18 protein-coding genes and 1 pseudogene are annotated in these 25082 nt (G+C 46.6%); 12 read left to right on the top strand and 7 right to left on the bottom strand.

Going from position 1 to position 25082, the window contains the following annotated elements; genetic code table 11:
* The first annotated feature begins 9 nt into the window (after nucleotides 1–9).
* Genes DFR28_RS06325 through DFR28_RS06310 form a run of 4 tightly spaced genes read left to right on the top strand, consistent with a single transcriptional unit; the run spans nucleotide 10 to nucleotide 6840 of the window.
* Nucleotides 10–675 carry a TetR family transcriptional regulator gene (locus tag DFR28_RS06325; RefSeq protein ID WP_147250942.1) on the top strand — a complete coding sequence of 222 codons (666 nt, stop codon included), beginning with the start codon at nucleotides 10–12 and terminating at the stop codon, nucleotides 673–675.
* On the top strand, nucleotides 675–2264 hold the full coding sequence (locus DFR28_RS06320) for an efflux RND transporter periplasmic adaptor subunit (RefSeq protein WP_113953504.1): 1590 nt from the start codon (nucleotides 675–677) through the stop codon (nucleotides 2262–2264). The genes DFR28_RS06325 and DFR28_RS06320 overlap by 1 nt, the downstream gene beginning before the upstream one ends.
* Entirely contained in the window at nucleotides 2261–5443 is a 3183-nt protein-coding gene (locus tag DFR28_RS06315; protein ID WP_113953503.1) for an efflux RND transporter permease subunit, read from the top strand. Before DFR28_RS06320 ends, DFR28_RS06315 begins: the two co-directional genes overlap by 4 nt.
* Nucleotides 5440–6840 (top strand): TolC family protein, encoded by a 1401-nt coding sequence (locus DFR28_RS06310; RefSeq protein ID WP_113953502.1) that lies wholly within the window; start codon nucleotides 5440–5442, stop codon nucleotides 6838–6840. Before DFR28_RS06315 ends, DFR28_RS06310 begins: the two co-directional genes overlap by 4 nt.
* A 139-nt stretch (nucleotides 6841–6979) precedes the next feature.
* On the opposite strand, the gene DFR28_RS06305 is transcribed toward DFR28_RS06310, so the two are convergent.
* Nucleotides 6980–7336 carry a DoxX family protein gene (locus DFR28_RS06305; RefSeq protein WP_113953501.1) on the bottom strand — a complete coding sequence of 119 codons (357 nt, stop codon included), beginning with the start codon at nucleotides 7334–7336 and terminating at the stop codon, nucleotides 6980–6982.
* Nucleotides 7337–7507: 171 nt separating this feature from the next.
* Here DFR28_RS06305 and DFR28_RS06300 point away from each other — a divergent pair, with 171 nt between their 5' ends.
* The gene (locus DFR28_RS06300) at nucleotides 7508–8401 is read left to right on the top strand and encodes a LysR family transcriptional regulator (RefSeq protein ID WP_113953500.1); all 894 of its coding nucleotides are present in this window, start codon (nucleotides 7508–7510) and stop codon (nucleotides 8399–8401) included.
* A 26-nt stretch (nucleotides 8402–8427) separates the two neighbouring features.
* On the opposite strand, the gene DFR28_RS06295 is transcribed toward DFR28_RS06300, so the two are convergent.
* Together DFR28_RS06295 and DFR28_RS06290 are read right to left on the bottom strand one after the other, a co-directional pair.
* Nucleotides 8428–9858 (bottom strand): PepSY-associated TM helix domain-containing protein, encoded by a 1431-nt coding sequence (locus DFR28_RS06295; RefSeq protein WP_113953499.1) that lies wholly within the window; start codon nucleotides 9856–9858, stop codon nucleotides 8428–8430.
* Nucleotides 9859–9871: 13 nt separating this feature from the next.
* On the bottom strand, nucleotides 9872–10477 hold the full coding sequence (locus DFR28_RS06290; protein ID WP_147250941.1) for a hypothetical protein: 606 nt from the start codon (nucleotides 10475–10477) through the stop codon (nucleotides 9872–9874).
* A 67-nt stretch (nucleotides 10478–10544) separates the two neighbouring features.
* Between DFR28_RS06290 and DFR28_RS06285 the strand changes: the two genes are divergently transcribed.
* From DFR28_RS06285 to DFR28_RS06275, 3 genes are all read left to right on the top strand, one after another.
* Nucleotides 10545–12653, top strand: a complete 2109-nt coding sequence (locus DFR28_RS06285; protein WP_113953497.1) for a TonB-dependent siderophore receptor — start codon at nucleotides 10545–10547, stop codon at nucleotides 12651–12653.
* A 157-nt stretch (nucleotides 12654–12810) separates the two neighbouring features.
* Nucleotides 12811–13035, top strand: a complete 225-nt coding sequence (locus DFR28_RS06280) for a hypothetical protein (protein ID WP_147250940.1) — start codon at nucleotides 12811–12813, stop codon at nucleotides 13033–13035.
* Nucleotides 13036–13047: 12 nt separating this feature from the next.
* Nucleotides 13048–13476, top strand: a complete 429-nt coding sequence (locus DFR28_RS06275) for a hypothetical protein (RefSeq protein WP_113953495.1) — start codon at nucleotides 13048–13050, stop codon at nucleotides 13474–13476.
* On the opposite strand, the pseudogene DFR28_RS20155 reads toward DFR28_RS06275, so the two are convergent.
* The 3 genes and pseudogenes from DFR28_RS20155 to DFR28_RS06265 all read right to left on the bottom strand — a co-directional run.
* A pseudogene (locus tag DFR28_RS20155) lies at nucleotides 13462–13908 on the bottom strand (class I SAM-dependent methyltransferase); the annotation flags it as partial. The gene DFR28_RS06275 and the pseudogene DFR28_RS20155 overlap by 15 nt on opposite strands.
* A gap of 150 nt (nucleotides 13909–14058) precedes the next feature.
* Nucleotides 14059–16752 (bottom strand): PqqD family peptide modification chaperone, encoded by a 2694-nt coding sequence (locus tag DFR28_RS06270; protein WP_113953494.1) that lies wholly within the window; start codon nucleotides 16750–16752, stop codon nucleotides 14059–14061.
* Nucleotides 16753–16902: 150 nt separating this feature from the next.
* Nucleotides 16903–18717 carry an FkbM family methyltransferase gene (locus DFR28_RS06265; protein WP_113953493.1) on the bottom strand — a complete coding sequence of 605 codons (1815 nt, stop codon included), beginning with the start codon at nucleotides 18715–18717 and terminating at the stop codon, nucleotides 16903–16905.
* A gap of 192 nt (nucleotides 18718–18909) precedes the next feature.
* On the opposite strand from DFR28_RS06265, the gene DFR28_RS19820 reads away from it, so the two are divergent.
* Nucleotides 18910–19734 carry a hypothetical protein gene (locus tag DFR28_RS19820; RefSeq protein WP_211316906.1) on the top strand — a complete coding sequence of 275 codons (825 nt, stop codon included), beginning with the start codon at nucleotides 18910–18912 and terminating at the stop codon, nucleotides 19732–19734.
* 102 nt (nucleotides 19735–19836) lie between these two features.
* Here DFR28_RS19820 and DFR28_RS06255 read toward each other — a convergent pair whose 3' ends face one another.
* Nucleotides 19837–20493 carry a hypothetical protein gene (locus DFR28_RS06255; RefSeq protein ID WP_113953492.1) on the bottom strand — a complete coding sequence of 219 codons (657 nt, stop codon included), beginning with the start codon at nucleotides 20491–20493 and terminating at the stop codon, nucleotides 19837–19839.
* A gap of 179 nt (nucleotides 20494–20672) precedes the next feature.
* Between DFR28_RS06255 and DFR28_RS06250 the strand changes: the two genes are divergently transcribed.
* The 3 genes from DFR28_RS06250 (at nucleotide 20673) to DFR28_RS06240 (ending at nucleotide 25080) form a co-directional block, all read left to right on the top strand.
* Nucleotides 20673–22175, top strand: a complete 1503-nt coding sequence (locus DFR28_RS06250) for a glycosyltransferase (RefSeq protein ID WP_113953491.1) — start codon at nucleotides 20673–20675, stop codon at nucleotides 22173–22175.
* Between the two features lie 467 nt (nucleotides 22176–22642).
* Nucleotides 22643–23479 (top strand): universal stress protein, encoded by an 837-nt coding sequence (locus tag DFR28_RS06245; protein WP_113953490.1) that lies wholly within the window; start codon nucleotides 22643–22645, stop codon nucleotides 23477–23479.
* Nucleotides 23480–23484: 5 nt separating this feature from the next.
* Nucleotides 23485–25080, top strand: a complete 1596-nt coding sequence (locus DFR28_RS06240) for a cation:proton antiporter domain-containing protein (protein ID WP_113953489.1) — start codon at nucleotides 23485–23487, stop codon at nucleotides 25078–25080.
* Nucleotides 25081–25082: the final 2 nt, after the last annotated feature.

The following is a 25082-nucleotide window of genomic DNA, read 5'->3' as shown; positions in this document are numbered from 1 at the left end:
TAAAACCGCGTGACAGTAAAAAATGATTCTCCGGGAGTAGGCGAATTAGCTCGAACAAAGCTAATACAAGCAGCCTTGGATATGTTCGGGCAACATGGTTTTGACGGTGTTTCGATTCGTCAAATTAGCGATTCCGCAGGTATGAATGTCGCCTCAATCAGCTACCATTTTGGCAGCAAAGATGGCCTATACAGCGCCGTTGCGGATTATATAAGTGAGCAAATTGCTACACACAGTAATGCACCAGTTGCGGCGGCAGAAAGTTTTATCAATTCAGCAAGTTTGGATGCCGGCGAGGCGTTACAACACATTTTGAATATTGTCGAAAATACTATCGAGATACTGATTCCCGATTCCGACCAAACTAAGAGGTGGGCACGGTTCGTCACGCAATTTCAACTAGGTGAGCACAATCAAGACCACCAATTAAGCAAAAACCCGTTTCATGGTCTAGTCACTAAATTGGTGTCTATCGTTCGGCATCAACCGGACAACAGATTGGAAAACGCGATCATTGCGCAAACTATATTTGGGCAAATATTGGTGTTCAGGGTTAGTCGCTTGAGCTCCAAAATCGCGCTTAACATAAGCACATTTGGGGCTGAAGAAGTTGCACAGATAAAACGAGTTGTATTCTCAAATATTCAAAAACTATTGTTGCCAGAGGGGGCCTAATGACTTTTCACATTGACGATGAACGTAAACGCTGGCTACTCGTTTGCTTGGCAATAGTTGGTTTCGGAGCGGTTGTTTTACTGTTATTGACGGCGCTAAAGTCAGAACCCCAACTCACACCAATTGAAACACGAACTCCTGTGATTGATGCCGAACCTTTGGTGTGGCAAAGCGGCCACTTTGAGATTTCTGCCAGTGGCCGTGTTGTGCCAGTAGCAACCGTTAAGCTACAAGCACAGGTATCCGGTGAAGTGATTGAGCTAAGCGATAACTTTAAGTCGGGAGCCTATTTCAAAGCCGGTGACGCATTGCTGACAATCGACCCAGTTAGCTTGTCCGCGCGAGTTGCAGAACTTAAGGCCCAATTAGCCAGTGCCAAGGCCGATCTAGTTCTTGCGACGGCGCAATTGGCAAGATCGAAAAAATTAGTTGAGCTAAAAGCAGCTGCGCAGGAGGAGCTAGATCAAAGACAAGCAGCCTTAGGTGCGGCTAAAGCACGAGTAGCTCAATTCGAAGCCAGTCTTAAAAGTGCCCAAACCGACCTGAGTCGCAGTGTTATCCGAGCGCCGTTCAATGGCCGAGTTATTAGCGAGCAAGTCAGCACTGGTGATGTGTTGGCTCCAGGCGTGCAATTTGCCGACATTTATTCAACCGAAGCATTCGAACTCTCCGTAGCATTAGCTGAATCAGATGCAGTGCTGCTGGAGAATTTATTCAGTACTGAAACGGCTCATATTGCCGCGCGGGTAGAAGCATCATTTGGTGGTAGTCGCTTTTATTGGCCTGCTGTAGTCGACCGAGTTGAAGCCGGACTAGACAGCGCCTCTCGTACTATTGACGTGATTGTGCGCGTAGATGCGCCTGAAGCTCGCGGGATAGCCCTGCAAGAAACCGACGTCGAAGCACCTCCACTTTTACCAAGCATGTTTGCCCAAGCTTTTATTCAAACCCGCGACATGGGGCGATATATCAAGGTCAATCGTGACAGCGTACGATCAGATAACAGCATTTGGTTCGTAGCAGTAAACCAAGAAGGCATTGGCGTAGTGCAATCAGCGAGCATCAAAACCCTCAGCAACCAACAAGAAACAGCCTTCATAAAGCCAGCAATTGAGAATAACGGCGAACTTTATGTTCTGGGGTCTGACATCGGCGGTGTGCTACCCGGCAACCACGTACAGATTCGCAACCACGAACCCAGCCCAGCTGCCTTGATGCAAGAGCCTTTAGCTGGAGAAGAGCCTTTAGCGGAACAAGAGCCATCAGCGGTACAAGAGCCTTCAGCGGAACAAGAGCCTTCAACGGAACAAGAGCCCTCAGCACAACAAAAGCCCTCAGCACAACAAAAGCCCTCAGCACAACAAGAGCCCTCAGCGTCAACTGCCCCATCCGCACTTAACGAAGCTGTCGAAACCCAAAGTGTCAAACCAAGCAACACAATTAGCACTGAATCCGCCTCACCACAAACTCAAGATATGTCGGAACCGTTGCTGAATCCCAGTCGAGGTGATACGTCCAGCGAGCCAATAACTGAAGCCGAAATCAACGCCAAGCCTGAAGCAACAACAGCAGTAGGTCAGGGGCAATGAACGGTATTATTGAATGGTTTGCTAGACATCCAGTTGCGTCAAACCTACTGATGGGCTTCATGCTGATTGGCGGTTTGATCAGCATGTCAAACACCTCGCAAGAGGCCTTTCCTGAATTCACGCTTGAGATAATCCAAGTCGAAGTGCCGTATGTCGGCGCATCACCTGATGAAATTGAGAAATCGATCATTCAGCCGCTTGAGCAGCAACTCAATGGCGTGGAAGGTGTTAAGGAAGTAACGGCAACTGCGGCTGAAGGCGTTGGGGTTGTTAAGCTCGAGTTTTCGCGAACCGCCGATATTGGCCGCGCTCTAAATGATGTTAAATCAGAGGTAGATCGCATAACGGTTTTTCCAGACGACGCCGAGGAACCAATCGTCTCGCAAGTTAGTGGTAAAACTCGTGTTGCTGAAATAGCGATCAGCGGCGCATTGCCCGAAGCCGCTTTGAAGGAGCTGGCGTACCGCATAAAAGACGATCTCGTTCTTGAAGACAATATTTCATTGATTGAGGTCAAGCGGGCTCGCGATTATGAAATCTCAATCGAAGTATCGCGCGATAATTTGCGTGCTTACGACGTAAGTTTAGCTGACTTGTCAAATGCAATTCGGCTCGAAAGTTTAGAGTTACCCGGCGGCGATATCGACACCGCCAAAGAGAATATTCTGATTCGTACAGTCGGACGGAACCTCACGCGACAAGACTTTGAAGAGATCATTGTTCGATCATCACCGAGTGACGGAGTCATTCGAGTTCGTGATATCGCTCGCGTCGTCGACGGTTTTCAGGAGCGCGATCAGTTTGCGCTGTTCAACGGTCAACCCGCGGTCTTCCTCGACGTTTTCCGTGTTGGTGACGAGCGCGTGCTTGACGTAATTGAAAGCGCCGAAACGTATATAGAGCAAAGTTTGAAGCCTAGCCTCCCAGAGAGCGTCAACGTAGTCATTTGGCGCAACGATGCCGTTGAGTTGGATCAACGCATTGATCTTTTGGTGAAGAACGCAATCATCGGCATATTGTTGGTCGCACTTGCGCTAACACTGTTTCTCGATTTGCGTCTGGCGTTCTGGGTCTCAGCTGGAATTGGTGTGTCGTTTACTGCCGCGTTTATTCCCATGTCATTGCTTGGCCTGTCGATAAACTCGCTATCTATGTTTGGATTTATACTAGCGATCGGCATCGTGGTTGATGACGCTATCGTTACCGGCGAAAATATTTTTGCCGAAGCGGAGCGTGGCACGCCGCCCATGGAGGCGGCGGTTAAAGGGGCTAGTCGAGTTGCCGCACCGGTCATATTCGCGGTATCAACTACCGTGGCGGCATTCGTCCCACTGCTATTACTGCCTGGCATTTTAGGTAAGTTTCTAACGGATATTCCCGCTGTTGTGATCATCATTTTAGGGCTCTCGTTAATCGAATCGCTATTGATTTTGCCGCACCATTTATCACATATAAATGTACAAGAGCCGCCGCGCAACTTCGTTTTTCAGTTTTTTGCCAAAGCTCGAGATAAAGTCGATGGCGCATTAAAGCGCTTTATTGAAGGCCCTTTAGAACGTATTTTGGACTTCACCACGAAGCACTGGTTTGTCACCATAACTGGCGCCGTAACGGTGTTAGTTTTGACTATTGGCATTCTCGCGAACGGCTATATTAAATTTTCTTTCTTTCCTCAGATTGAGGGTAACTATGTCACGGCCTCAGTCGAAATGACCGAAGGAACATCGTTGCAGCGAACCGCTCAATTAATCGCCGAAGTCGAACAGGCGGGAGTTGAGGTAGCGCGGTCAATGGCAACTGACAAACAAACAGTCGACGAGCTTATGCTAGGGCAATTAGTGTTAGTCGGTACTCAAGAGGAAGCTGGCGGACCACCGGGGTCCGGCGGACTAAACGCACCTAAATCCAATCAAGGCTCAGTCGTCATTCAGCTTGCCTCGCCGGAAGATCGCGATTTTTCGTCATCTGAATTTGAAGCAAAGTGGCGAAAAGCGCTAGCACCGTTCAAAAGCCAGGCCAAGATTAGTGTCGCATCCAACCTAGTGTCACTTGGTGCGTCGGTTCAGGTTGAGGTTTCAGCGGATACAGATTCCAGCTTGCGTGAGGCAATTAGCCAAACTGAGGCTGGGCTAAACTCGATAAATGGAGTATTCGACGTCAGAAATGACTTTGATGCAGGTAAACGCGAATTCAAAATCGAACTCAAAGACGAAGCACGCCGCTATGGCTTAAGTTTGCAGTCACTTGCTTTGCAAGTACGCGGTGCGTTTTTCGGCGACGAAGCGCTTAGAGTGCAGCGTGGTCGCGACGAAGTACGAGTCTATGTTCGTCTACCTAAAACTGAACGAAGTCATATCAGCGACTTGTTTGACTACCGGATTCAAACTAGCACCGGCGAATTCATACCGCTATCGCAAGTGGCCAATGTTACTGAGACGCTCAGTCCGTCGACCATTAACCGTCGCAACGGTCGACGGTTAATTACGATTACTGCCGATGTCGATAATGCGGTAATTAGTGGCCAGCAAGCCAACGCGGTATTAACTGAGGCGATTCTGCCGGAGATCGAGAAGTCAGTGCCAGATGTGCGGTTTGACTTTGGTGGTGAAGCAAGAGAGATGGGCGATGTTGGATCAGTATTAGGTCGAAATTTCACACTCGCGTTGTTGGCAATCTTTATTCTATTAGCGATCCCGTTTCGCTCGTACTCACAACCAATAGTGGTAATGTTAGCCATTCCCTTTGGGTTGGTTGGCGCGGTACTAGGCCATCTGGTCATGGATCTTTATATGGGCTTGTTGAGTATATTTGGCATTGTTGGATTAGCCGGCGTGGTAATTAATGGCGCATTGGTTCAAGTTGACTTCGCAAACGAGTTGCGCGCGCAAGGTGTTGATTCGCGACAGGCTTGGATTGAGGCCGGCAAGAGCCGTTTTAGACCTATTTTCCTAACGGCTCTGACAACCTTTCTAGGAGTTGGACCACTAATGTTAGAACAAAGCGTCCAAGCTCAATTTCTGATTCCAATGGCGGCAAGCATCGCTTTTGGAGTATTAATCGGCACGTTCATTCAAATGCTATTGGTCCCAGCTCTGGGCAGTATGCTTGATCGTCTCACGATCGCTCGAGAGCAAAGAAGAACGCGAAGCAATGAAACAGAACTGCAGGGGCAGGTATGAACAACATCACACGTACTTTTTTCTGGCTCGGCTTAACCCTGATTAGCAGCGGATGCGCGACAATTGGCCCACAATACTCGACGCCTAATACACAATCACTCCTGTCAGATGGCGCCTTAATATCAGCGTATCAAAATACTAACGAGGTGCTAACCGAATGGTGGAAGGTATTTGATGATGACCGGTTATCAGAGCTAGTCGACCAAGCACTACAACACAATCGAGATTTGGTAGCACTGAGCGCGAACATTCAAGCGTCGCGGGCAAATTTAACGCTTGCTAGACTAGACCGAATTCCATCTGATCAAATAAGTGCATCCTCAAGCGAGTCGCGCCAATCAGCGGCCGCAGTAGGGCAGTCAGATGCGTTTGCCGACACCGATTTGTATTCGGTAAGCTTTGCTCCGCAATGGGATCTAGACCTGTTTGGTCGACTATCGCGCCAGATTGAGATTTCCAAAAGCAACTATGAAGGACAATTGATGCAGTTGCGTGGCTTGCAATTGATGGTCGTTGGTGAAGTGGCAACTCAATACTTTCAACTTCAATCGCTATTGTCGGAACGCGAGACACTGCAACGCAATATTGGTTTACAGCAAGACAGTCTCAGAGTCGCTGAAGTGCTTTTGGAATATGGTCGAGGCATTGAAGTCGATGTACTGAATGCGCGCGCGCAACTGCAATCCAGTCAAGCGGCGATGCCTACAATTGAAGCCTCATTATCACAAGTCGAAGCTCGATTAGCCGTGCTGACCGGTCGCGCTCCTGGTGCGCTTAAACAACAGCTCTCAACGCGTAGCACGGCTTCTTATATTGACCAATCACTTCCAATTGGCGAGCTAGCCGAGCTGATTCGTCGCCAACCTGGAATTCAGGTGGCTGAACGTAAGTTGGCTAGTTCAGTTAGCGAAGTCGGCTTGGCCGTGTCATCTATGTTTCCACAAGTATCACTTGTCGGTTCTGTGGGTTACTCGGCTCAAGAGTCTGAACAATTATTTGAAGATAATGCGCTGCAATTCGCGTTTGGGCCGACCCTATCTTGGTCATTAAGTAATTTGGTGCTAGGTAAGCAAAGGGTCAATGCCGCTGAACACCGCTCAAATGCGGCGTTTGCCGAGTATGAAAAAAGTGTGTTAGTTGCACTCGAAGACCTCAATGCTGCCTTATCAAATCAAAAAGCAGCTCGCGATCGACAGCCATTGCTGGACTCCGCACTCAGCGATTCAATTGAATCGGCCAGAATCGCTAAGGCTCAGTACGAATTCGGGGCATCGCCGTTTCGCGACTTGCTAGATGCCGAACTAAAGTTGCTGCAAACGGAGCTAGCCTCCAAGCGCGGTGTTTACGACATTATCATTGCACAAATCGCAGTATTCAGAGCGTTGGGGGCTGGCTGAAAACGCTTAAGACGGAGAATGGTGAGGGAGTCGTCGCATTCAAATTTTGTAGCGAGAGACCTTACAAACGATTTGTTAGTCGATTCGGTAAAACTATTTTTAGAATAGTTTACCGAATCGTAGGGCCATAAAATTTTTGCTAGTTAATGCTATTTTTAATACGGCTAATCAAAATATGTATTAACAATAGACTGATAACAAAGGCCGGAATGCCGTTAGCTATAGAGTCATAGACAATGTGAAAATACATAGCACCGGCCATGATAATTAGCAGTCCGCCAGCGGCCAATGCACTCACCTTGCGCAACCAAAGGCCAATACCACCTAATACCTCACACAGCCCAATGAAATAACCGAACCAAACGGGCAAACCCATAACCGAAAATGACGTATGCACTTGCTCAACGCTGGCAAGTTTGGCCGCACCACCTGCAACAAGGGCAAGACTCGCCAACGTCACGCTAATCCAAAAACTAATTTTTACTGCTTTACTCATGTCTGTCTCCAGCAAGCTTTTTTGTGATTGTTATTGCCTTTTAAAGCAATCCAAGCGATTCCTAGTTTTAAGTACCGAACCGCTTAGCGAGAGTACAGCCACTTGCTGTGAATAAATATCTAATATATTTTTATATCTCCATAAGGAAAAATTTATTTTTTGGGAATGCCTATGAAGCTTGATCAATTGATGATGTTCATATCTGTCGCTGAATTGGGGTCTCTTAGTGGCGCAAGTCGAGAGATAAATAAAACTCAGCCTGCTATTAGCCAAGCAATTCGACAACTCGAAAACTCATTAAACCTAGAGTTGTTCAGTCGTTCAGGATATCGATTAGCGCTCACAGATGCCGGTAAGGTAGTCTATCAACAAGCGCTTCGAGTAAAACATGAGGCAGCGTCTTTACGTCAGATCGCTGATCATATTGGAGCTGGAAACGAACCTAGTATTACCATTGCTATTGAAGCATCATTCGATTTGAAGATCGTATTGCCCATCCTTGAAACTGTTCAAGGTATGTTTCCAAATACGCAAATCGTGCTTCGGCAAGAATATATTAGTGGTGCATTAGAAGCCCTGACCAATCGAGCTGCAACACTATGCATTTCGCCATTAGATAGCGCCTTTTTAATCGATACTAAATTGGAACACCATTTTTTAGCGTCAGGGAAATTGGTCAATGTCGCCGCACCGAAGCTGGTTTCGCGCCATCCAAACTTAAGCAGCAGCCTTGATCTGATCAATGAGTACCAAATAGTTTTGCAAGGCAGTGGTGTGACAACTAAGGGTCATAATTTTGGCGTGCAAGATGGACAGAGGTGCTGGTTCGTCAACGACTTCTCAACTAAACAGATGTTGATCGAACGCGGCATGGGCTGGGGCAAAGTTCCATATTTTTTGGCTAGAGACAAGATTGACAGTGGTGAATTAGTATTGTTACAACTAAGCGATAACAAAAATTATGTAAATTTAAGCTACCAGATCATTAAAAATCAAGATCAAATACTTGGCCCGGTAGCACAGACCTTATGGGATCAGTTTGTCAGCATTACCAAGGTTGAGTAAGTATTGTAAATGCTCACTTAGTGGCTTCACGTTAAAGTTTGTTTTTGCACTAATTTAGTCATTGCAATAAACAGGGTCACCGGCATGCATATCAGCGTTAAGTTGATTACCAGCGGTAAGGTTTGGAGGGCATAGGCCTCGAATCGCCAAATATAGGTCGTTACCAAAATTACGCTGAGCAATGCCCACGCGACGATGAGGCGGCGCTTTGATTTCGCTTCATTGCGAGTTACGCAGGCATAAACGCAACTGACCACTAGGCTCAACCAGAACAGACTAAAATTTGTGAAGTCAAAAGCAAAACGGGTAATCGCGGGTATGGTTAATGCGACCGGTGTACCCCAGACAAAACCGTTCCAACAATAGTTAATCAAGTCTTTGCGCCGTCGTTTGGCCAACCAGATATTGATACCGCTGACCGAGATAACCGTCAATGCCAAGCCCAGTAACACGTAAACCACTTTGGTCCACCAGCCGCCGAAGTGCCCAAAATGTAATCGATACATCGAATAGATAATTTGTTTACCTATAGCACCATCAGAAAATCCTTCTTGCTTGATAAAGTTGCCGCTGGCGTCGAAAACAAAATTATCTGAATAAATAAGTCGATTCGGATATTGAGCATATATTTCAATAAATTGCCCCGGAGTCCCAGTGTCATGCACGATAGCCAATATAGGCTTAGTGTTCGGTGCCAACTCAGGCATTTGGTTAAACGCTTTCGCTAGTTCGACACGACCAATTTCTTGACTTAACTCTGGCTCGTCACCAAAGACTAACTGGGTTACGCGATCGGTATCGTTGTTGTGATATACCGCCGCATAAAGTGCGACCACCACCATCGAAAATCCGAAAAATGCGCCAGTCGCACCAATCATCAAGTGGAAGGGCGCTCCCCAAACACTTAAGCGATTATGAATATCAGTTTGCTCGAGCTGCTTGTTGCCAAATAAGCGCAATTTAAATGCATCTTTAAACAGCGTGCGATGAGATGCAAAACCAGATATAACCAAGGCCAACAACATCGCGCCAAGTGCACTAACAACAATCATTCCCCAAGCCTTTGGTAAGTGCAAATAAAGGTGAAGGTCAGTCAAGACATCGGTCCAAGGGTGCGCCGTCGACGATGTTAGCTCACCAGCTTGATTCATAAACCAACCTTCATTCTCGGTAATAAGACCAACTCGTGGATTACCTTGCGTTGGCAACGTGACATACATATGCGGAGTGACCTCAGTATCACCACTTGCTAGCAGTCGATTAAACGCTCGATCCACCATGCCAATATCAAAATCGAAGAACTCTTGTGCCGTGGGTTGCTCCCAGCGTTCAAACTCCTCAAAGTAGACAGCCAAGGTACCGCTCAAGCAAATGAGGTACATCAAGGCGCCAACGAAAAGGCCCATCCATGAGTGCGCAGCTAAAGATCGCGAGAAAAATGCGTTGGAGAATGTCATGACAGGGTACCGACTATTGAGATAAGAAAAGGCTAAATCCGATTACGGACGTCGCAGTGATGATTAATGCAGTCGATACCACACGACGTTCGCTGTACAGATACCAATAGGCAAGCAATCCCCAAAGCAGCGGAAAAATAAGCACTATAAACGTCATTTTGTTTACTGCTTGCCAATTAGTCAGGCTGGTCATACCTAGGCTTAGCAACAAGCTAAGCAAACAGAGGGCAGGGACGATGATCCAGAAGTGTATAACGTTCATTAGCAGGTGTTTTGGCGCTAACTTTGTTAGCTGACTGTTAGTGACGGCGACCTTGACGTTACGACGTCGCTGAACGTTAAGCCCAGCAATCAACAAAGGAATCAAGGCTAGCCAAAACGACGCATACATAAGTCCAAACTCCAACCCACATTGACGGATAGCAAGCACCACTGAAGTGAGAAGCAAAACCCAGCCGATAAACGTGTACGCCCGAGCATGTGACTTGACGTTGGTTGTGTCTGGTGATGATCCTTTCGATTTCCAACTTATAAAAATCAAAGTAAATCCGAGTGCGGCCATTAAAACCGCCAGTATTATTATTGGCATATTGAGAACGCGAATGAGAATGATTTGCATTAGCAAATGAATTGTACTAAATTCCTCGCCAACAAGAAACAATTTTGAATAACAAACTCAACTCATCATGAAACTTCGTTCCCAGTTACTTCTCCTTGCACTTTTTTCAAATGGCGCCTTTGCACAATCTCAAGACGGGCCGCTGGAGGAGATCACCGTCATCGGTGAATTGTCTCGTTACTCAGCCACTAAATCTGACACTCCAATCCTAGAAACGGCTCGCTCGCTTTCGGTAGAAGATCGTCAATCTTTATTGGACTTTGGAGCGGTTGAACTCGCCGATGCCTACACTTATAGCGCTGGTGTAGCCGGCGAAGCATTCGGCTTTTCGACGCGAGGTGACTGGGTAAGAGTGCGTGGACTCGACGTGCCGCAATACCAGGACAGCCTGCAATCCTTGTTTGGTAATTACAACAACACTCGCCCTGAAGTGTATACCTTGGAACAAGTTGAGATTTTAAAAGGGCCTGCCTCAGTGCTGTATGGTCAAGGCTCACCAGGAGGGATAGTAAATACCGTCAGCAAACGACCAAATGCTGATGCTAGCAATGAGTTAGTCGTGTCATTTGGCAATTTCAATTACCAACAAATCGCCGCTGATGTCAACGGCCAGCTAGACTCGCAAGGTCATTGGCTATACCGCTTGATAGGTTTGGCTCGCGAGTCAGAAACACAAGTCCAGTTTGTGGAGAATAACGCGCGTGTAATTGCACCGTCGATAAGCTACCAACCTTCGGACGATACCGAAGTAACATTATTGCTAAGTTATCAAGATTCTAAGGCAGATGCTGGCGCACAATTTTTGCCGATTGCCGGCACGTTAATTGCTGCACCAAATGGTGAGTTTATTGCGTCTGATTTCAATGCTGGTGACCCAGAGTTCAGTTATTATGATGGCACTACTGAGTCCGTTACCTTACTCGCAAACCATCAATTAAACGACGTTTGGTCAACTGAATTTACCGCGCGTCGCACAACTGGCGATCGCGACTACGAACAAGCTTGGATCGCGCTGGGCTTTAGCGCCGATCGTTATGTGCGCAATGCCGATGGTAGCCTTTACGGCGGCGGGCTGGTTCCTCGAAGTTTTTATCAAGCAGCCGCCGAATCCGAGCAAAACGCAGTGGATCTGAGGTTTAGAGCAGACTTTGATACTGGCGCAGTTAACCACCAACTGATGATCGGCGGGCAATACCAAGACGTAACAACCAACGATAGCAGCGCCTATGCTTATGCCCTTGGTTACGACTTCGCCAGCGCAGGCCCCGATGCAATACTCGGCGACCGCTATTGGATCAATGTATTCGCCCCGCAATATGGTGATGTTCCGAGCCAAGATATCTTAGATCAATACTTTTACGATGCGCCTGCCAGCAATGTGAAAGATCGCGGCCTGTATATCAACAATCAGATGCAAGTAGGCAATTTGCATTGGAATATCGGTGTGCGACGTGATGATGTTACCAACGTAACGGTTGGTGCCGATGTGCGCCAAAAGGACTCATCCACCAGCATAGCAAGCGGGCTGCTCTATGCTTTTGACAGCGGAGTTTCGCCATATCTTAGCTACGCTGAATCGTTTCAGCCGGTGGTTGGTCTTGATGCAGTGACAGGAACTCCGTTTCAAGCACAGGACGGAGAACAGATAGAAGCTGGTGTGAAAGTACAGTTGCCAGACAATATTGGCTATATAACGGTGGCGTACTTTGATATTGAACAATCCAATTTGCTGACATCAACCCCAACTGGAAGCACACAGGCCGGCGGTATCGATAGCGTGTCAGGCTGGGAGCTAGAAGCCAAGTTTAGTCTTGGTAAGTTTGAGATAGAAACCAATCTAAGTCAGCTAGACACACAAACACAAGATGGCTATAGATTTACCACCGTGCCAGAAGATCAAGCATCAAGTTGGGTTACTTATAACCCTGGAAATGGCTTTCGAGCAGGCCTAGGCGCGCGCTATACCGGCGAATCATTTGATGGAGTCGATACCATCGAAACACCTTCCTACACATTGATTGACGCCATGTTGGCATATCAAATGGAGCATTGGGTATGGCGCGTAAATGCTCGTAATTTAGCCGACGAGGAATATCAATCAACCTGTATTTCGCGAGGTGATTGCTTTCAAGGAGAGCGTCGCTCTGTCATTGGCAGCATTAGCTACCAATTCTAAATTGAAACCGATACCAGCAACGAAATAGGGCAGGCACGTGTTTACTCGAGAGTTAAGTCAATATCCGCTCAGTAAAGCGGTACGCAACGGTCAATGCGGCACCTGCCCAAAACTTCTTACTGGTTGGATCGACGCGTGCTGTCAAGCAGGAGAAAAAATGCCAGCGAGCCAACAGCGCCAGCTTCAGATCGATATGTTACGGATTATTCTCGATACCATCTGTGATTGCCAGATCGCCAAATGCTGGCGAGGTTGGTGTTTAGACAATGTCTATCGACCGATGGCTTACTTGCGTATTTTGTCGCAATCCGATCAACAAAAACGCGAGGTAGCCAGAATCGAAACCGAATTCAGAATGCTATCTAACTATTTTTTAGTATAGAGGTCAGAAGTCATGCATGAGTGGAAACACCACATTACACTGGGAAACCGACAATTTGTTAATCATGATTTTGACAGAGCACAGTCGTCTTATGCCGCGGCGCTGCAAGCCGCTGAGCGCCTATTCCCACGCTGGAGCGAGCCGAATGAAGCGGTATCAATGATAGTAGTGACGCACCATAACATTGCCGACCTATACCAAAAACTCGGACTGGTTTGCTCAGCACGACACGTGTTAGAAAAAGCGCACTCCATGCTACTAAACGCACTCAGCAACACGCCGTCGAATCATGCGCGCCATCAAGCGCTTCTGCGTGGCACAATCAAAACTTACGCGGCTCTAAATCGACATAAAAATTGCTGCCTCCTAGCGTCGAGCGATGAAGATATAGTACCTACCGAGCAACTCGTTACTCGAGGATTGAACTTATCTATTCGGTGAACAAATGACGTACATCGCACTATCGAAATGCGTGTTCGTCAGCGCATTGATTACACGATTAGCGTGATATTTAACTGTCGTGTAGACGGTTCTATCTACGTGAACATCGTCTACTCCAAACGCTAGAATCTTGAAATCACGTTGTTGAAGAAGTGCCTTTGACAATCTTGGGGTAAAGTGGGTTAAATGGATTTCTTCTACAAATCTAAACTCGCCTAGAGCGTGCCGAGCAACTGGCAGATGATTTGAAGCAATGACTCTGACTCTCAGCAGCGGAGCTAATTCATTAGGTATGGCAACTGCCAAAATCCCATTTGGTGAGAGGTGGTATCGAATGTCCTCCAGCAACTCTCGTGGGGATGGAACATGCCACAGTGTAATGACGTCAAATGTGCGAGGGCCACTGGGGAGAGCTGCTAATTGCCCATGTTGAACTTGATGACTATGTTGAACTTGATGACTATGTTGAACTTGATGACTATGTTGAACTTGATGACTATGTTGACTTGATGACCAGGTTGCTTGGCATACTCAGCACCTGTGGCCGGACAATTCTTTACTCGCTCAGCGGTGAAGCCCACATTAGCTCGACTTGTGGTTGCGGTCGATAGCCACTGATTGGTTGACCAACGATGCTTCCACAACAAACTGACTCAGTGCGCCAACGGCAGCAAGATGGTGGTCTATTGACGGCTGATATAGCTTAATGTATCTGGCCATTTCATCAGCATTGTCAGGCAGCCCATTTAGAATTGACTCATAGCTTGACGCTTTGACAACCAGCGCCTTGGCCGAGAATTCGTCGTCTCGTGTGACTTCGCGAGCATATTCATCGCTTGCTACGCGGTGACCTTGATTATCTTGCAGGCCTGTACCTAAATACAGAATGTCCCAATCTACGCTGCTTAGGTGCGCTAGGCTTTGAGCTAGATTGTTGAGCGTGTTTGAATCAAAAACAACGTCATCCTCCAGTATCAGTACGTTGTTAAATTTATTCATGCTCGCCAACTGAATAATACTTCGATACGAAAGCGCGCGACCTATCTGATGGTTTTGCGGTGTTTCGATGGCTGACAAGCGCTGTACCCGGTGACTGATGTTAAGCGCCTCAAACTGCTGCTTAGCAAGGTTCCATCGCTCAACGGCAGTATCTTTATTAATGCAATAAATGGCATCAAAATAATAAAACGGGTTAGCTATTTCAGACTCAACTCTAGCAACTATATTTGCTGTCTCAGTTGCCCCTATATGGGATTTAAAGTGTTCAATAGTCTCGTTTGGGTCAGTGGCTAATTCGTGGTGAGCAATCAGATAATTACGGATTCGGTCTTCCCAATTAAGCGCATAGCGCGTCCCCATTGGACGGTTAAAACGATGTATCCAGCGTAAAAATGGCAAACACAAAGCCCGTCCGCCGGACCGTCTTATTTTCTCTTGTACATATCCTTCTTCACCGCCGAACCCTTTGAAACGCGGGTTAACCTGAGGCCAATTGTCGCGTCTGAGTGCAAATAAACCGAGTCCTTGCATCGGGATCTCAAACGCATCGTTAGCGGCGTCTTCAGCCCTTGGGTCGCTCGCCCACTGACCATACATGCCTCCGCTCCAGCCCGGCGTAAAATGTGATGACAGCGACACCAGGTCATCACTAACTAACGGTCCTTGTAAAAAATCAGCGGTGTCAGGATGCGTGTCAAAATAGTCCAATAATTGCTTAATCGCACCAGGCGCAATCATTACATGAGAATCAATACACAATATGTACGGTGCATTGGTTTGATTGATCAACGAAAATCGCGACCATGTACCTTGAAAGTTATCGCCGGGGACATAGCGATAGTTCGGCATTGAGTGACCTAAACTCTGCAGTGCTTCAGCACAAACTCCTGAAGGGTTGTTATCCAGCACCACAAACTCAATGTCATCCAATACTTCCGGATGATAAAGACGAATCGCTTGGACTGAAAAATAAACCCCATCGTAGTCGTCATAAGTCGCCATGCCGATGCATAACTTGGCTTGAGTAGACGAGACCGGAGGCGGCGAGTACCTTGGTGTAACGGCTACTTGCTTAGCGGTCTGGTTAAATCGAATTGCGCCATTGAGGGCCAGGTCGCGCAGTGTTAATTGCACGTCCTTACTGATGTCTTCGCCATCATTGGGAAAGCGCTCAAGCAACTGTTGAATAATGCGTTCGACACTATTAATGCCGTCGCAATACTCCAGAATCATATTAGTAATGTCATTAGTGACAAAAAACTGACCTGAAGTTCGCTGCAAAAAGCGAGTAGGGCTTTGCTCTAACGACAGCTCCCAACCATCGACGATTTCAGGAACTAGAATAGATGAAGATGATTTTTTCATAGGTGTTGGTTCATCATGTTCTGGTAGCTTTAAGATTCGTCTAATTATGTTTTTTCTCGATGCTTGATCCGGCAAAAAGCGTCTTGCGATAACGTTATAGGTAGTATCAACGGCTAGTATAGTTGCTTCATTAATTAGCCCTGAGTGAAACTCAGAAAAATCTACTCGCGACTTGTCCCACCATAAGTGGTTCCACATATGCATGCTAAAAACGTGTTCAAAGTCGTTATCTAAGCCCTCAAACAATGTACTGATGCCTTGTTGAGTCCACATGTGCTTATAAAAATATCGTTGTGGCGCTACGTAAACTTCATTCGGCATCTCAGCTGCTAAGGTTGCCGCCTGTTGACAAGAATGTGAGCTCCAAGTGCCATCAAAGGACTCGTAACTAGCTTGCAGCCACGCTTTCGCAAACGCGGAATTAGGTTCGGCCATGAGTAGAGCGTTACACAATGATGGACGCTGTTGCTTAGTCAGCGTATCGGTCACGCCTTGCTCTCGGCCAATCACAAACGGATGCTGATATAGCTCATCTGGAATAGTATTCACAAACAGAGTGTCCATATCCGCATAAACGCCGCCGTATTGAATCAACTTTTTGAGTCGAATAAAATCCGTTTGGTGAGCGTAGTCCAGTTTCGCGGCCTTGATGAACTGACCTTCCTGATGATTTTCGTAAGCCTTATTGTCCTGCACAAAGGATTCCAGCTGCACCTCGATCAGCGTCAATTGCGGTTTGATTAGCTCCCAATAGTCGCCGTAAGGTTCATGATGATAATAGAAGTGAATCGCACTGGGTTTATTAACCTCAATACACGATTTCAAACACAGAAAGTAAGCCAAGTGGAAGGGCTCGGTCTGTTCCTTTAAACCGAACACAAAATGAAAAAGCTTCGGAATCTGAGTTTTCATAAATTACTTGGTACCGTTATTTACGTGTATTAGCCGACTTGATCTTCTGATGTAAAGCTAGTGCCAGTTATTGCGCAGGCCGTTAGCCAAGTAGAGACTTTAAACAAATGGTCGACTCGAATGACCAATAGTATTTGATCCGCGTGTGGCTCACCAACCTAATTTTTTAAAATAGCTGAGCCGAGCTTGTTTGCTGAAAAATACCAGCATGTTATTGGAATAATCATAGTCCTCGTGATCCACCATAATACCCGCGAGGTCGTACAGGGCTGCTTTATCCATAAATACTAGTTTATGATTTCCAGATTCCTCGTTAATCCAATATATTTCAGCTTCGTAGCGGCTAAAAAACTCAATGAAATGGCTAGTTCCATCAATATTTGTTGCATTTAATAGATTCGGAGAAAACTCGAGTAAGCAACATAAGCGCTCTAAATTGTGTTGGATAATGCCGCGCATCCCACGCAATACATCTAGCTCATGACCTTGCGTGTCGCATTTAATAAAATGCACCGGCGCCGGATCATTCCCGAAGTACTCGTCAAGCGTAGTCCGGCTAATTTTTTGCACCTCTCGACCCGGCGTGAACGCAATCCTATGGTCGCCTTTGTTATAGCTAGACAAATACAGCTCAGCGACACCTGTATGGCTAGAGATTGCTTGATTTTCGATCGTTACGTTGCGCAGACAATTTGTCAAAACATTGGTATGGAGTAGAGCGTGATTAGCGAACTCTGGCTCAAAGCTGTACACCTTGCCATGCGGGCCGACTAATTGTGACAGCAGCACCGTGAAGTAGCCAATATGCGCACCGACATCAAGTACCGTGTCACCAGACCCAACAAGTTTATTGATCAGCGCTGTTTCCACGGGTTCCCAAACTTGGTTATGACGAATGTATGGACTCACAGTTGAATCATTTGCGTCGTCCAAAAACAACCGAAACGGTTTAGGCCCCACCGCGGTAAGATTAGCGAACTGCATGCTCAGCGGTTGATTTGATTGCTCGGTCCACGGATTGTTCCTGTGTTTAACGTAGATGCCCTCATTAGACTTCGCGTTTAGCATGGTCTGAAAGTCAGTGGTAGCGCAAATTGTGTGTTTAGCAAAGCCTTTGGTGTTGAATGCCACTACCTTAGGATTATTGCGGCAGCGGTCCGCTAACAGCATGATATCTCTACCACCATTGAATAGATCCGCGCCGGGAGAATCCTGCCTTGGATAGAAGTCATATCCATTTATTGATTTGGGGTCGGGATTTAACAGCGCCTCAGATGACTGAGTAAGCCAAGAGTTCGCCCAATGATGAACCGCAAAACATCCTAAGTTAACCAACTCTTCGCGGATACTTTCACTGGTCGCAGAATTCTCAGCAAGCCGTAATAACTCCGGTGCGTTATTGACAAATGGATAGAAACGTATCGCTGGATGTGCATCCACACCGACCTTGTTCGACAACTCGTAGATCGACTGCAACATCACTGGCCCGGTAGTTGCCAGTATGTCGTGCGCAAACCCCTTAGTGTTATTCGATGCTAAAAAATCGATAACCGCTTGCAAAAAAGGAGACCGAGGTTGAGAAGCAAGCAAGGCGTTACATAACATTTCCGGACGCGACTGTTGATTCGCGTGCTTTTGCGGTTCGAAGCCTGCAATAAGTTGTTTGGTATTGAGTAGCGGCTCGAATGATTGTAAACACTCGAAATCAAGATCAACGTACAGCCCGCCATAATGATGGATAACAAGATATCGAATCGCGTCAGCTCGCTGTATGTCGTGAGGGTAAGCTAAGTAGGTGGGCAGAAATTTTGGGTAAAAACTCTCTACAAACCTAAGGCCATCAGCATTAGTCCAGAGAATATAATCCCAATCAGGATGATGTAATTTCCATGACTCAGCGAATGATTTCCATTGCTCTGGTATTTGCTCTGTTTTCCATGTTTGATGAATTATTTTTGGGATCATACTGAATCGATAGTCCGATCGGTTCAGCTCATTGTAACTCAGCTCAATGTAACAACGAACGATGTTTTAGTGACAGCTGAGCCTTAGATTAATGTGTATCGCATTGAGAATCAGTCGATAACGCCTTGTCAATTAGTTAGTCATTTGAGTATTATCGACTAGTCACAAAATCAACGGATAAATTACATCACGATGAGCAAGAATAGAGACAATAATAAAACGGGTAGCAGCGTTCTGCCTAACACCAATAAAGACTCCTCACCTGACTTAGTCGTTGAGCAAGATCAAGCTCTAGGTGCTGATCAGAAAAATGATCGACGCCAGTTGTTAAAAAGTACGTTGATTGGCGGCGGGGCGGTTATTTCAACCGGCCTAATCGCGGACAAATGGAAGAAGCCAATTCTCGATGCGGTGATCTTACCGAGCCATGCACAAACTAGTGGCGCAGCCATTGTGATGGGCGGCGGTAGTGGTATTTTGGTTACTAAAGCCGATAACAAAGGTTTCGATGCAAGTGACATACTAGGTATGTTTGTTAGCGAAGCTCATGCGGCGAGTGGTGAATTGGCTGGCGGTTGCGTATTGCTTACAGTCGAGGGATCAGTCGCTACCGTTGAAATGACATTGAATACCAATGCCGTTGACACAAAAACAGGCACAGTCAGTGGTACCTCGGTGAATGTTAGTGGACTCCATTCAGGCTACACAGTAAGTGGAACGCTTGATAGTGCAAGTGCTCCAACTACCTGTACCGGTACAGTAAGTGGGTTTGGTGACAGTGGATCATTTACTGTGACATCTGCTGACCCAGTTTGTGCTGCTGTGACAACACCGACGACTACCGTAGCACCAACTACTACAGCTACACCAACAACTACCGCAGCTCCAACGACTACGGCGACACCAACTACTACAGCCACACCGACGACAACGGCCGTCCCAACGCCGACGACAACGCCTAACCCTAACGCGAATGTTGCGTTTAACTTTAGCTTGTCAAAGTCGTACTGGACGTAGATTAACGCGTTAACACCTTGCTTCCGCTCTTATGCAGATCTAGCTATGATCTGCATAAGACTAACGTTAATTAAATAGGGTTCAGGTTAAACAGGGATAGGTTTAGTCAAAGCAAACCATGCCATGGTGGCGAGTATAGACTGAGGTATCCACAAAAACCTCGTAGCCTAGTTCAATTAATTCTTTGCAAACCCAAAAATCTTCTGACAAGTATTCGCCGTTAGATATTCCCACTCTAAACACATCGTAGTGGTTACTCGCCATTCCCTCACGTTGCAACATACTGTTGATTTGATATACCCGATCCTGTTTTACTGCGTGCTCTACTAAGGAATTAACGGCCGCACGCGACAGTAGTAACGCGGCCGTACCGACGCGCGAGACCGATTGCAGAACCGGCGCTAGCTTAGGATCAGCGTCGGTGTTTAACGTTTGCTCACCGGCAGCTGTTTTACTTTTCAGAAATACCGGAGCACCGACAACATCTTTGTTATGGTTCAACATGTCTTTTAGCCCTTGATGATCGAGAAAAACGTCAGCATCAAGAAACAATAAATGAGTAAATATCTCGGACTCCCAGAACGTAGCTAAAATCGCATTGCGGGCTCGGGTAATCAGGCTTTCGTTACCAATCGTCATCACTGAGTGCGGGATGTCGTTGTTGGCAAATCCTAGGATCGCATGCAAATAGTCGGTGTGTAACATGCCGTTGTAAGCCGGTGTGCCGATCAAAACGTTTGGAGGTGTCGTCTGGTTCATAGCGCGCTAAATTGTAGATTAGGTCATCCATTGAGTGACTCTCAATGATCGGAGGTCGTGATATCTTACCCTAAATTCAATAAAGCTTCGCTTGCCGCGTAATTCAATCGACACTCCAGTAATGACCTGCGACACTAAATTTTGCCAAACCTCGACTTGTTTTGACACCGAATAAAATCATGCACCGTTTCTCTTACCTCATAACTTACCGCGAATCTGACGCCAGTCGACGTAACAACTTGCGCTACTTGCTAAACCAACTGGCACGCGACTCAAGCTTAGAGATTATCTTGGTAGAACAGGATGTGTCCCCACATTTTGAGGTCGGTGATCAAACTAATTTACGCTATATTTTTGTCGAAAATGCAGGTTCGTTCAACAAATCGTGGGGGCTAAATATCGCGGCGAAACACGCTAACTGTGAGCGCTTGATATTAGCTGATTCAGATATGCTAATCGATGCATTAGCATTACAAGAAATGTCGCAGCTTATGGCCGGTGATGTCGATGCAATTAATCCTTACACCGCACTGATAGATTTAGATGAACACGAAACGCAACAACTACTGAGCAATGCAAGCGCGGTTCATATAGAGCGAAGTGATGCACTTCTAAATCGCAAATCAATCGGGCAGAATCCACCGTTTTGTGGAGGTGTCTTTGCCGTGACGCGTGCACTTTTTGAGGTCTGCGGAGGTATGGATGAACGTTTTGAAGGTTGGGGCGGCGAAGACGACGCCATCTCAAAGCGGGTCGCTCACTTTGCCTCAAATATGATTAGTTTAGATCATCAGGCCTATCATCTCTGGCATCCACCAAGCGCACCGCGCCTTGAAGAGTCACATGATTACATTCGAAACCTCGGCTTATTAACGCTGTACTATGAACGACCACAGTCGTTCTATCAGCAAGTCGCCCAAGCTGATTCAGCAACGAATGCTTCTGAGGCGAAATATGTAACGGCGAAACTGGCCTCATCGACGCTTAGTCAAGATTCACCACTGGTCTCATGTTTATGCGTTACCAGAAACCGAGTCAACTCTTTGCAGCGTGCGATAGCTTGCTTCCAAGCACAGAGCTATTTGCACACCGAATTATTGATCGTCTGCGAGTCCGACGACACAGCAACAATCCAATATATAGATCAACTAAATGCTGCAAATATTCGCTTACATGTGGTGCCGGTCGAACCAAAACTCAGCTTAGGAGCGCTACGAAATTTGTCGATTGGTCTCGCTCACGGTGAATTTATTTGCCAATGGGACGATGACGATTGGTATCATCCAGAACGCATTACCAAGCAACTGCAGGTCATCTATCGTCAGAATAAACCCGCGTCAGTGTTACCCCGTTGGCTAATTCACCATCGCAACAATGATAAAGTATATTGTTCGAATGTACGGCTATGGGAAGGCAGTTTATTGTGTCGTAAAAGTGTACTACCGACTGACGGAGCTTACGCCATACAACGCAAAGGCGAGGACTCAAAATTGATCGAGACGCTTTACATTGCCGATCACATTGCCGTTGAAGACGCGCCAGAGCTTTATGTTTACTGTTCAAGCGGCGACAATACATGGGACGATAAACATTTTACTAACATAATTGCGGCCAGCGTCGAGCTAAGCGAGCAAGACGCAGCTAGCGTAAAAAAGCGTATTGATTTCAGCATTCAGCTCTGAACCACAAACACTTTTGTGAGCCTGCTCATTCGCCAATGAAACTGCTAGTTATTATCCTGTGTTCAGAAAATCACTCTAGTTGAAAAAGTCGAGATACGTCACTTGAGCCGCAAATAGAGGAATTCCGTTGCCTTAACTGACTTAAGGTCACCTCGTGTTGCAGCTAGATTTTACGCCATCTTAGGCCAATCGACTTCAGTAAATGTTAAATGACCAGTAATTTGATTTAGGTCAAAATTAGCTAACTCGTCTGTGCTTAAATTCAATCAAAGAAGTCGCTAACTACCGTTATTCGATTGAATTTTGCATATCCATTGACCATATCACTTGGTCATTGAACGGCAGACACAAACGGAATTTTAATTTGTAGGAGGTCTCGGCTAAGATTGTAGGTATACCTGACTGAATGCCACTATGATGAAACGGTGTTACGTCGAATATTATTTGAAACAACTTGAGAAATTAGAATGCGAGTAATACTTGTTCCCGTCGCCGACAGACCTGAGTGTATGCGTGCCTTGAAAGTAGCATTCGATATAGCCGGAAAATTGGACGCTAATGTTTACGGTTGCCACATACGAGCTCACAGCGACTCAGACCTCAGTGTATCTGCGGACTCGCAATCCGCGAGTTCGATTGATACAAAAGCACAGGATAGTACAGCCAGCGTTGCAGCACATACACTATTTGCTAACATTGCCGAGAGTCAACACTACTCAGTAATTAAAAAGCCGAAGCTACAAGCTGGTGCGGTCTGGGCCGAGAAGGTCGGGTCACCGGACAAGGTATTAGCGAACATAGGGCCGCTCGCTGATTTAATCATCGTTTCAAGGCCGAAAAACAAAAGTAGTAAATTGGCTCAGACATTCATGCAAGCCAGCCTGCTTAATACTGCGCGGCCGGTGCTCGTGCTACCACAATCGTTTAAAACCTCGCCCGGTAAATGTATCAGCATTGCGTGGAATCAAAGTGCTGAAGCGGCGCAAGCAGTTTCAGCCGCCATGCCGTTACTGCTTAAAGCGGATCAAGTTAATATCATCACTTGCGGTTCCGAAGCAGGTATTGGACCTAAATCAACCCAACTCGCGAGTTATCTCGACGCATGGGGCGTCAAGGCCAAGCGCATCAAAGCAAGCGGCACCGACGATGCCAAAGCGATTCTTCAAGCGTACCAAAACATTAATTCCGACCTCTTAGTAATGGGCGCTTATAGCCATAGCCGCCTGCGACAAAGCATCTTCGGGGGCGTGACCGATTACATGCTTAAGCATGCCAATATCCCGATTTTTATGCTGCATAGTTAACGCCAATGAATTTTGACTTAATTGCCTTAGCGCTTGGCGACGTGGCTTGGATTTCACTGGCTTTCGTATTCGGGTTTATTGCTAGAAGTGTTGGGCTTCCGCCACTGGTTGGGTTTCTTGCGACTGGGTTTTTGCTTAACTCACAAGGCATCGCTGCCGGCGATACCTTAGAAAAACTCGCAAATATCGGCATCACATTACTGCTTTTTACGGTTGGTCTTAAGCTGAATCTGCGGACGCTTGCTAGGCCTCAAGTATGGGCAGTGGCGGGCCTGCATACGACCGTCGTTGTTGCATTGTTTGGCTTTGTGATTTATGGCTTAGCACTGATAGGCATACCGTATGTTTCTAACTTAGACTTTAAAGGGGCATTTCTTATTGCATTTGCTTTGAGTTTCTCAAGCACTGTATTTGCGGTAAAAGTGTTGGAAGAGAAGGGCGAAATGGCGTCGCTGCATGGGCGGATCGCAGTTGGCATCTTAATCATGCAAGACATTATCGCGGTGTTATTTCTGGCTGTTTCTACCGGGAAATGGCCGTCGGCATGGGCATTTTTCCTTGTTTTGCTTATCCCATTGCGCTTCGTTTTGTTTTACGTTTTAAAGCGAGTAGGGCACGGCGAGTTGCTGGTATTGTTTGGCTTCACCTTAGCGCTAGGTGGTGCAGAGTTATTCGAACTAGTGAGTCTGAAGGGCGATTTGGGCGCATTACTGTTAGGTGTCCTAATTGCCAGCCACCCTAAAGCCGGAGAGCTAGCTAAAACCATGTTGGAGTTCAAAAACTTGTTTTTGCTAGGCTTCTTTTTATCGATCGGCATGTCTGGGCAATTGACCATTGAAACGGTATTAATTGGCGCTTTGATTGCTCCATTTGTGCTAATAAAGTCGGCCTTATTTTTTGCACTGCTCGCTGGTTTTAGGTTGCGCGCACGAACCTCATTACTAACCTCGTTAAATCTAACAAATTTCAGCGAGTTTGGACTCATTGTCGCCGCTATTGGGGTTAGCAATGGCTGGATTGCAGACGGATGGCTAATTGTCATGGCCATTACGCTGGCCGTATCGTTTGTTATTGCGGCAGGCTTAAACAAGAATGCACATCATATTTATGCGCGCTACCAACCAACCTGGCGACGCATGCAACGACCAAAACGGCTAGCCGACGACAGTCTATTCAATATCGACGGCGCTACGATTGTGATAATTGGTATGGGCGGTATCGGCACCGGAGCATATGACCGCATGCGCGACCAACATGGCGAGACCCTAGTCGGTATTGATATAGATTCGGTGACGGTAAAAAATCAACAGGCTGCGGGTCGTCGTGTATTACTTGGTGACCCAAGTGACTCCGACTTTTGGGACCGAGTTCAAAGTACCCACACACTAAAAACGGTGATGCTAGCTTTGCCTAAATTTTCGAGCAATTTAGCGGTACTTGAACAGCTTAAAGAAGCTTCGTTTTCGGGGAAAATTGCCGTTACTGCAAAATTTGACGATGAAGCTGAGGCACTCAAACAGGCCGGAGCCACCACTGTATTCAATGTGTATGCCGAAGCCGGTAACGGCTTTGCATCGCATGTTGTTGCGCTGAGTCCATAGTT

This window comes from Arenicella xantha (genome assembly GCF_003315245.1).
GTDB lineage: Bacteria > Pseudomonadota > Gammaproteobacteria > Arenicellales > Arenicellaceae > Arenicella > Arenicella xantha.
The sequence above is the reverse complement of the archived record's forward strand: the minus strand, read 5'-3'. Positions and strand labels throughout refer to the sequence as shown.

What these genes read in the sequence shown, in the direction of transcription:
- DFR28_RS06320 (WP_113953504.1), top strand. Translation starts at nt 675, where the DNA reads ATGACTTTTCACATTGACGATGAACGTAAACGCTGGCTACTCGTTTGC.
- DFR28_RS06315 (WP_113953503.1), top strand. Translation starts at nt 2,261, where the DNA reads ATGAACGGTATTATTGAATGGTTTGCTAGACATCCAGTTGCGTCAAAC.
- DFR28_RS06310 (WP_113953502.1), top strand. Translation starts at nt 5,440, where the DNA reads ATGAACAACATCACACGTACTTTTTTCTGGCTCGGCTTAACCCTGATT.
- DFR28_RS06305 (WP_113953501.1), bottom strand. Translation starts at nt 7,336, where the DNA reads ATGAGTAAAGCAGTAAAAATTAGTTTTTGGATTAGCGTGACGTTGGCG.
- DFR28_RS06300 (WP_113953500.1), top strand. Translation starts at nt 7,508, where the DNA reads ATGAAGCTTGATCAATTGATGATGTTCATATCTGTCGCTGAATTGGGG.
- DFR28_RS06295 (WP_113953499.1), bottom strand. Translation starts at nt 9,858, where the DNA reads ATGACATTCTCCAACGCATTTTTCTCGCGATCTTTAGCTGCGCACTCA.
- DFR28_RS06290 (WP_147250941.1), bottom strand. Translation starts at nt 10,477, where the DNA reads ATGCAAATCATTCTCATTCGCGTTCTCAATATGCCAATAATAATACTG.
- DFR28_RS06285 (WP_113953497.1), top strand. Translation starts at nt 10,545, where the DNA reads ATGAAACTTCGTTCCCAGTTACTTCTCCTTGCACTTTTTTCAAATGGC.
- DFR28_RS06280 (WP_147250940.1), top strand. Translation starts at nt 12,811, where the DNA reads ATGCCAGCGAGCCAACAGCGCCAGCTTCAGATCGATATGTTACGGATT.
- DFR28_RS06275 (WP_113953495.1), top strand. Translation starts at nt 13,048, where the DNA reads ATGCATGAGTGGAAACACCACATTACACTGGGAAACCGACAATTTGTT.
- DFR28_RS06270 (WP_113953494.1), bottom strand. Translation starts at nt 16,752, where the DNA reads ATGAAAACTCAGATTCCGAAGCTTTTTCATTTTGTGTTCGGTTTAAAG.
- DFR28_RS06265 (WP_113953493.1), bottom strand. Translation starts at nt 18,717, where the DNA reads ATGATCCCAAAAATAATTCATCAAACATGGAAAACAGAGCAAATACCA.
- DFR28_RS19820 (WP_211316906.1), top strand. Translation starts at nt 18,910, where the DNA reads ATGAGCAAGAATAGAGACAATAATAAAACGGGTAGCAGCGTTCTGCCT.
- DFR28_RS06255 (WP_113953492.1), bottom strand. Translation starts at nt 20,493, where the DNA reads ATGAACCAGACGACACCTCCAAACGTTTTGATCGGCACACCGGCTTAC.
- DFR28_RS06250 (WP_113953491.1), top strand. Translation starts at nt 20,673, where the DNA reads ATGCACCGTTTCTCTTACCTCATAACTTACCGCGAATCTGACGCCAGT.
- DFR28_RS06245 (WP_113953490.1), top strand. Translation starts at nt 22,643, where the DNA reads ATGCGAGTAATACTTGTTCCCGTCGCCGACAGACCTGAGTGTATGCGT.
- DFR28_RS06240 (WP_113953489.1), top strand. Translation starts at nt 23,485, where the DNA reads ATGAATTTTGACTTAATTGCCTTAGCGCTTGGCGACGTGGCTTGGATT.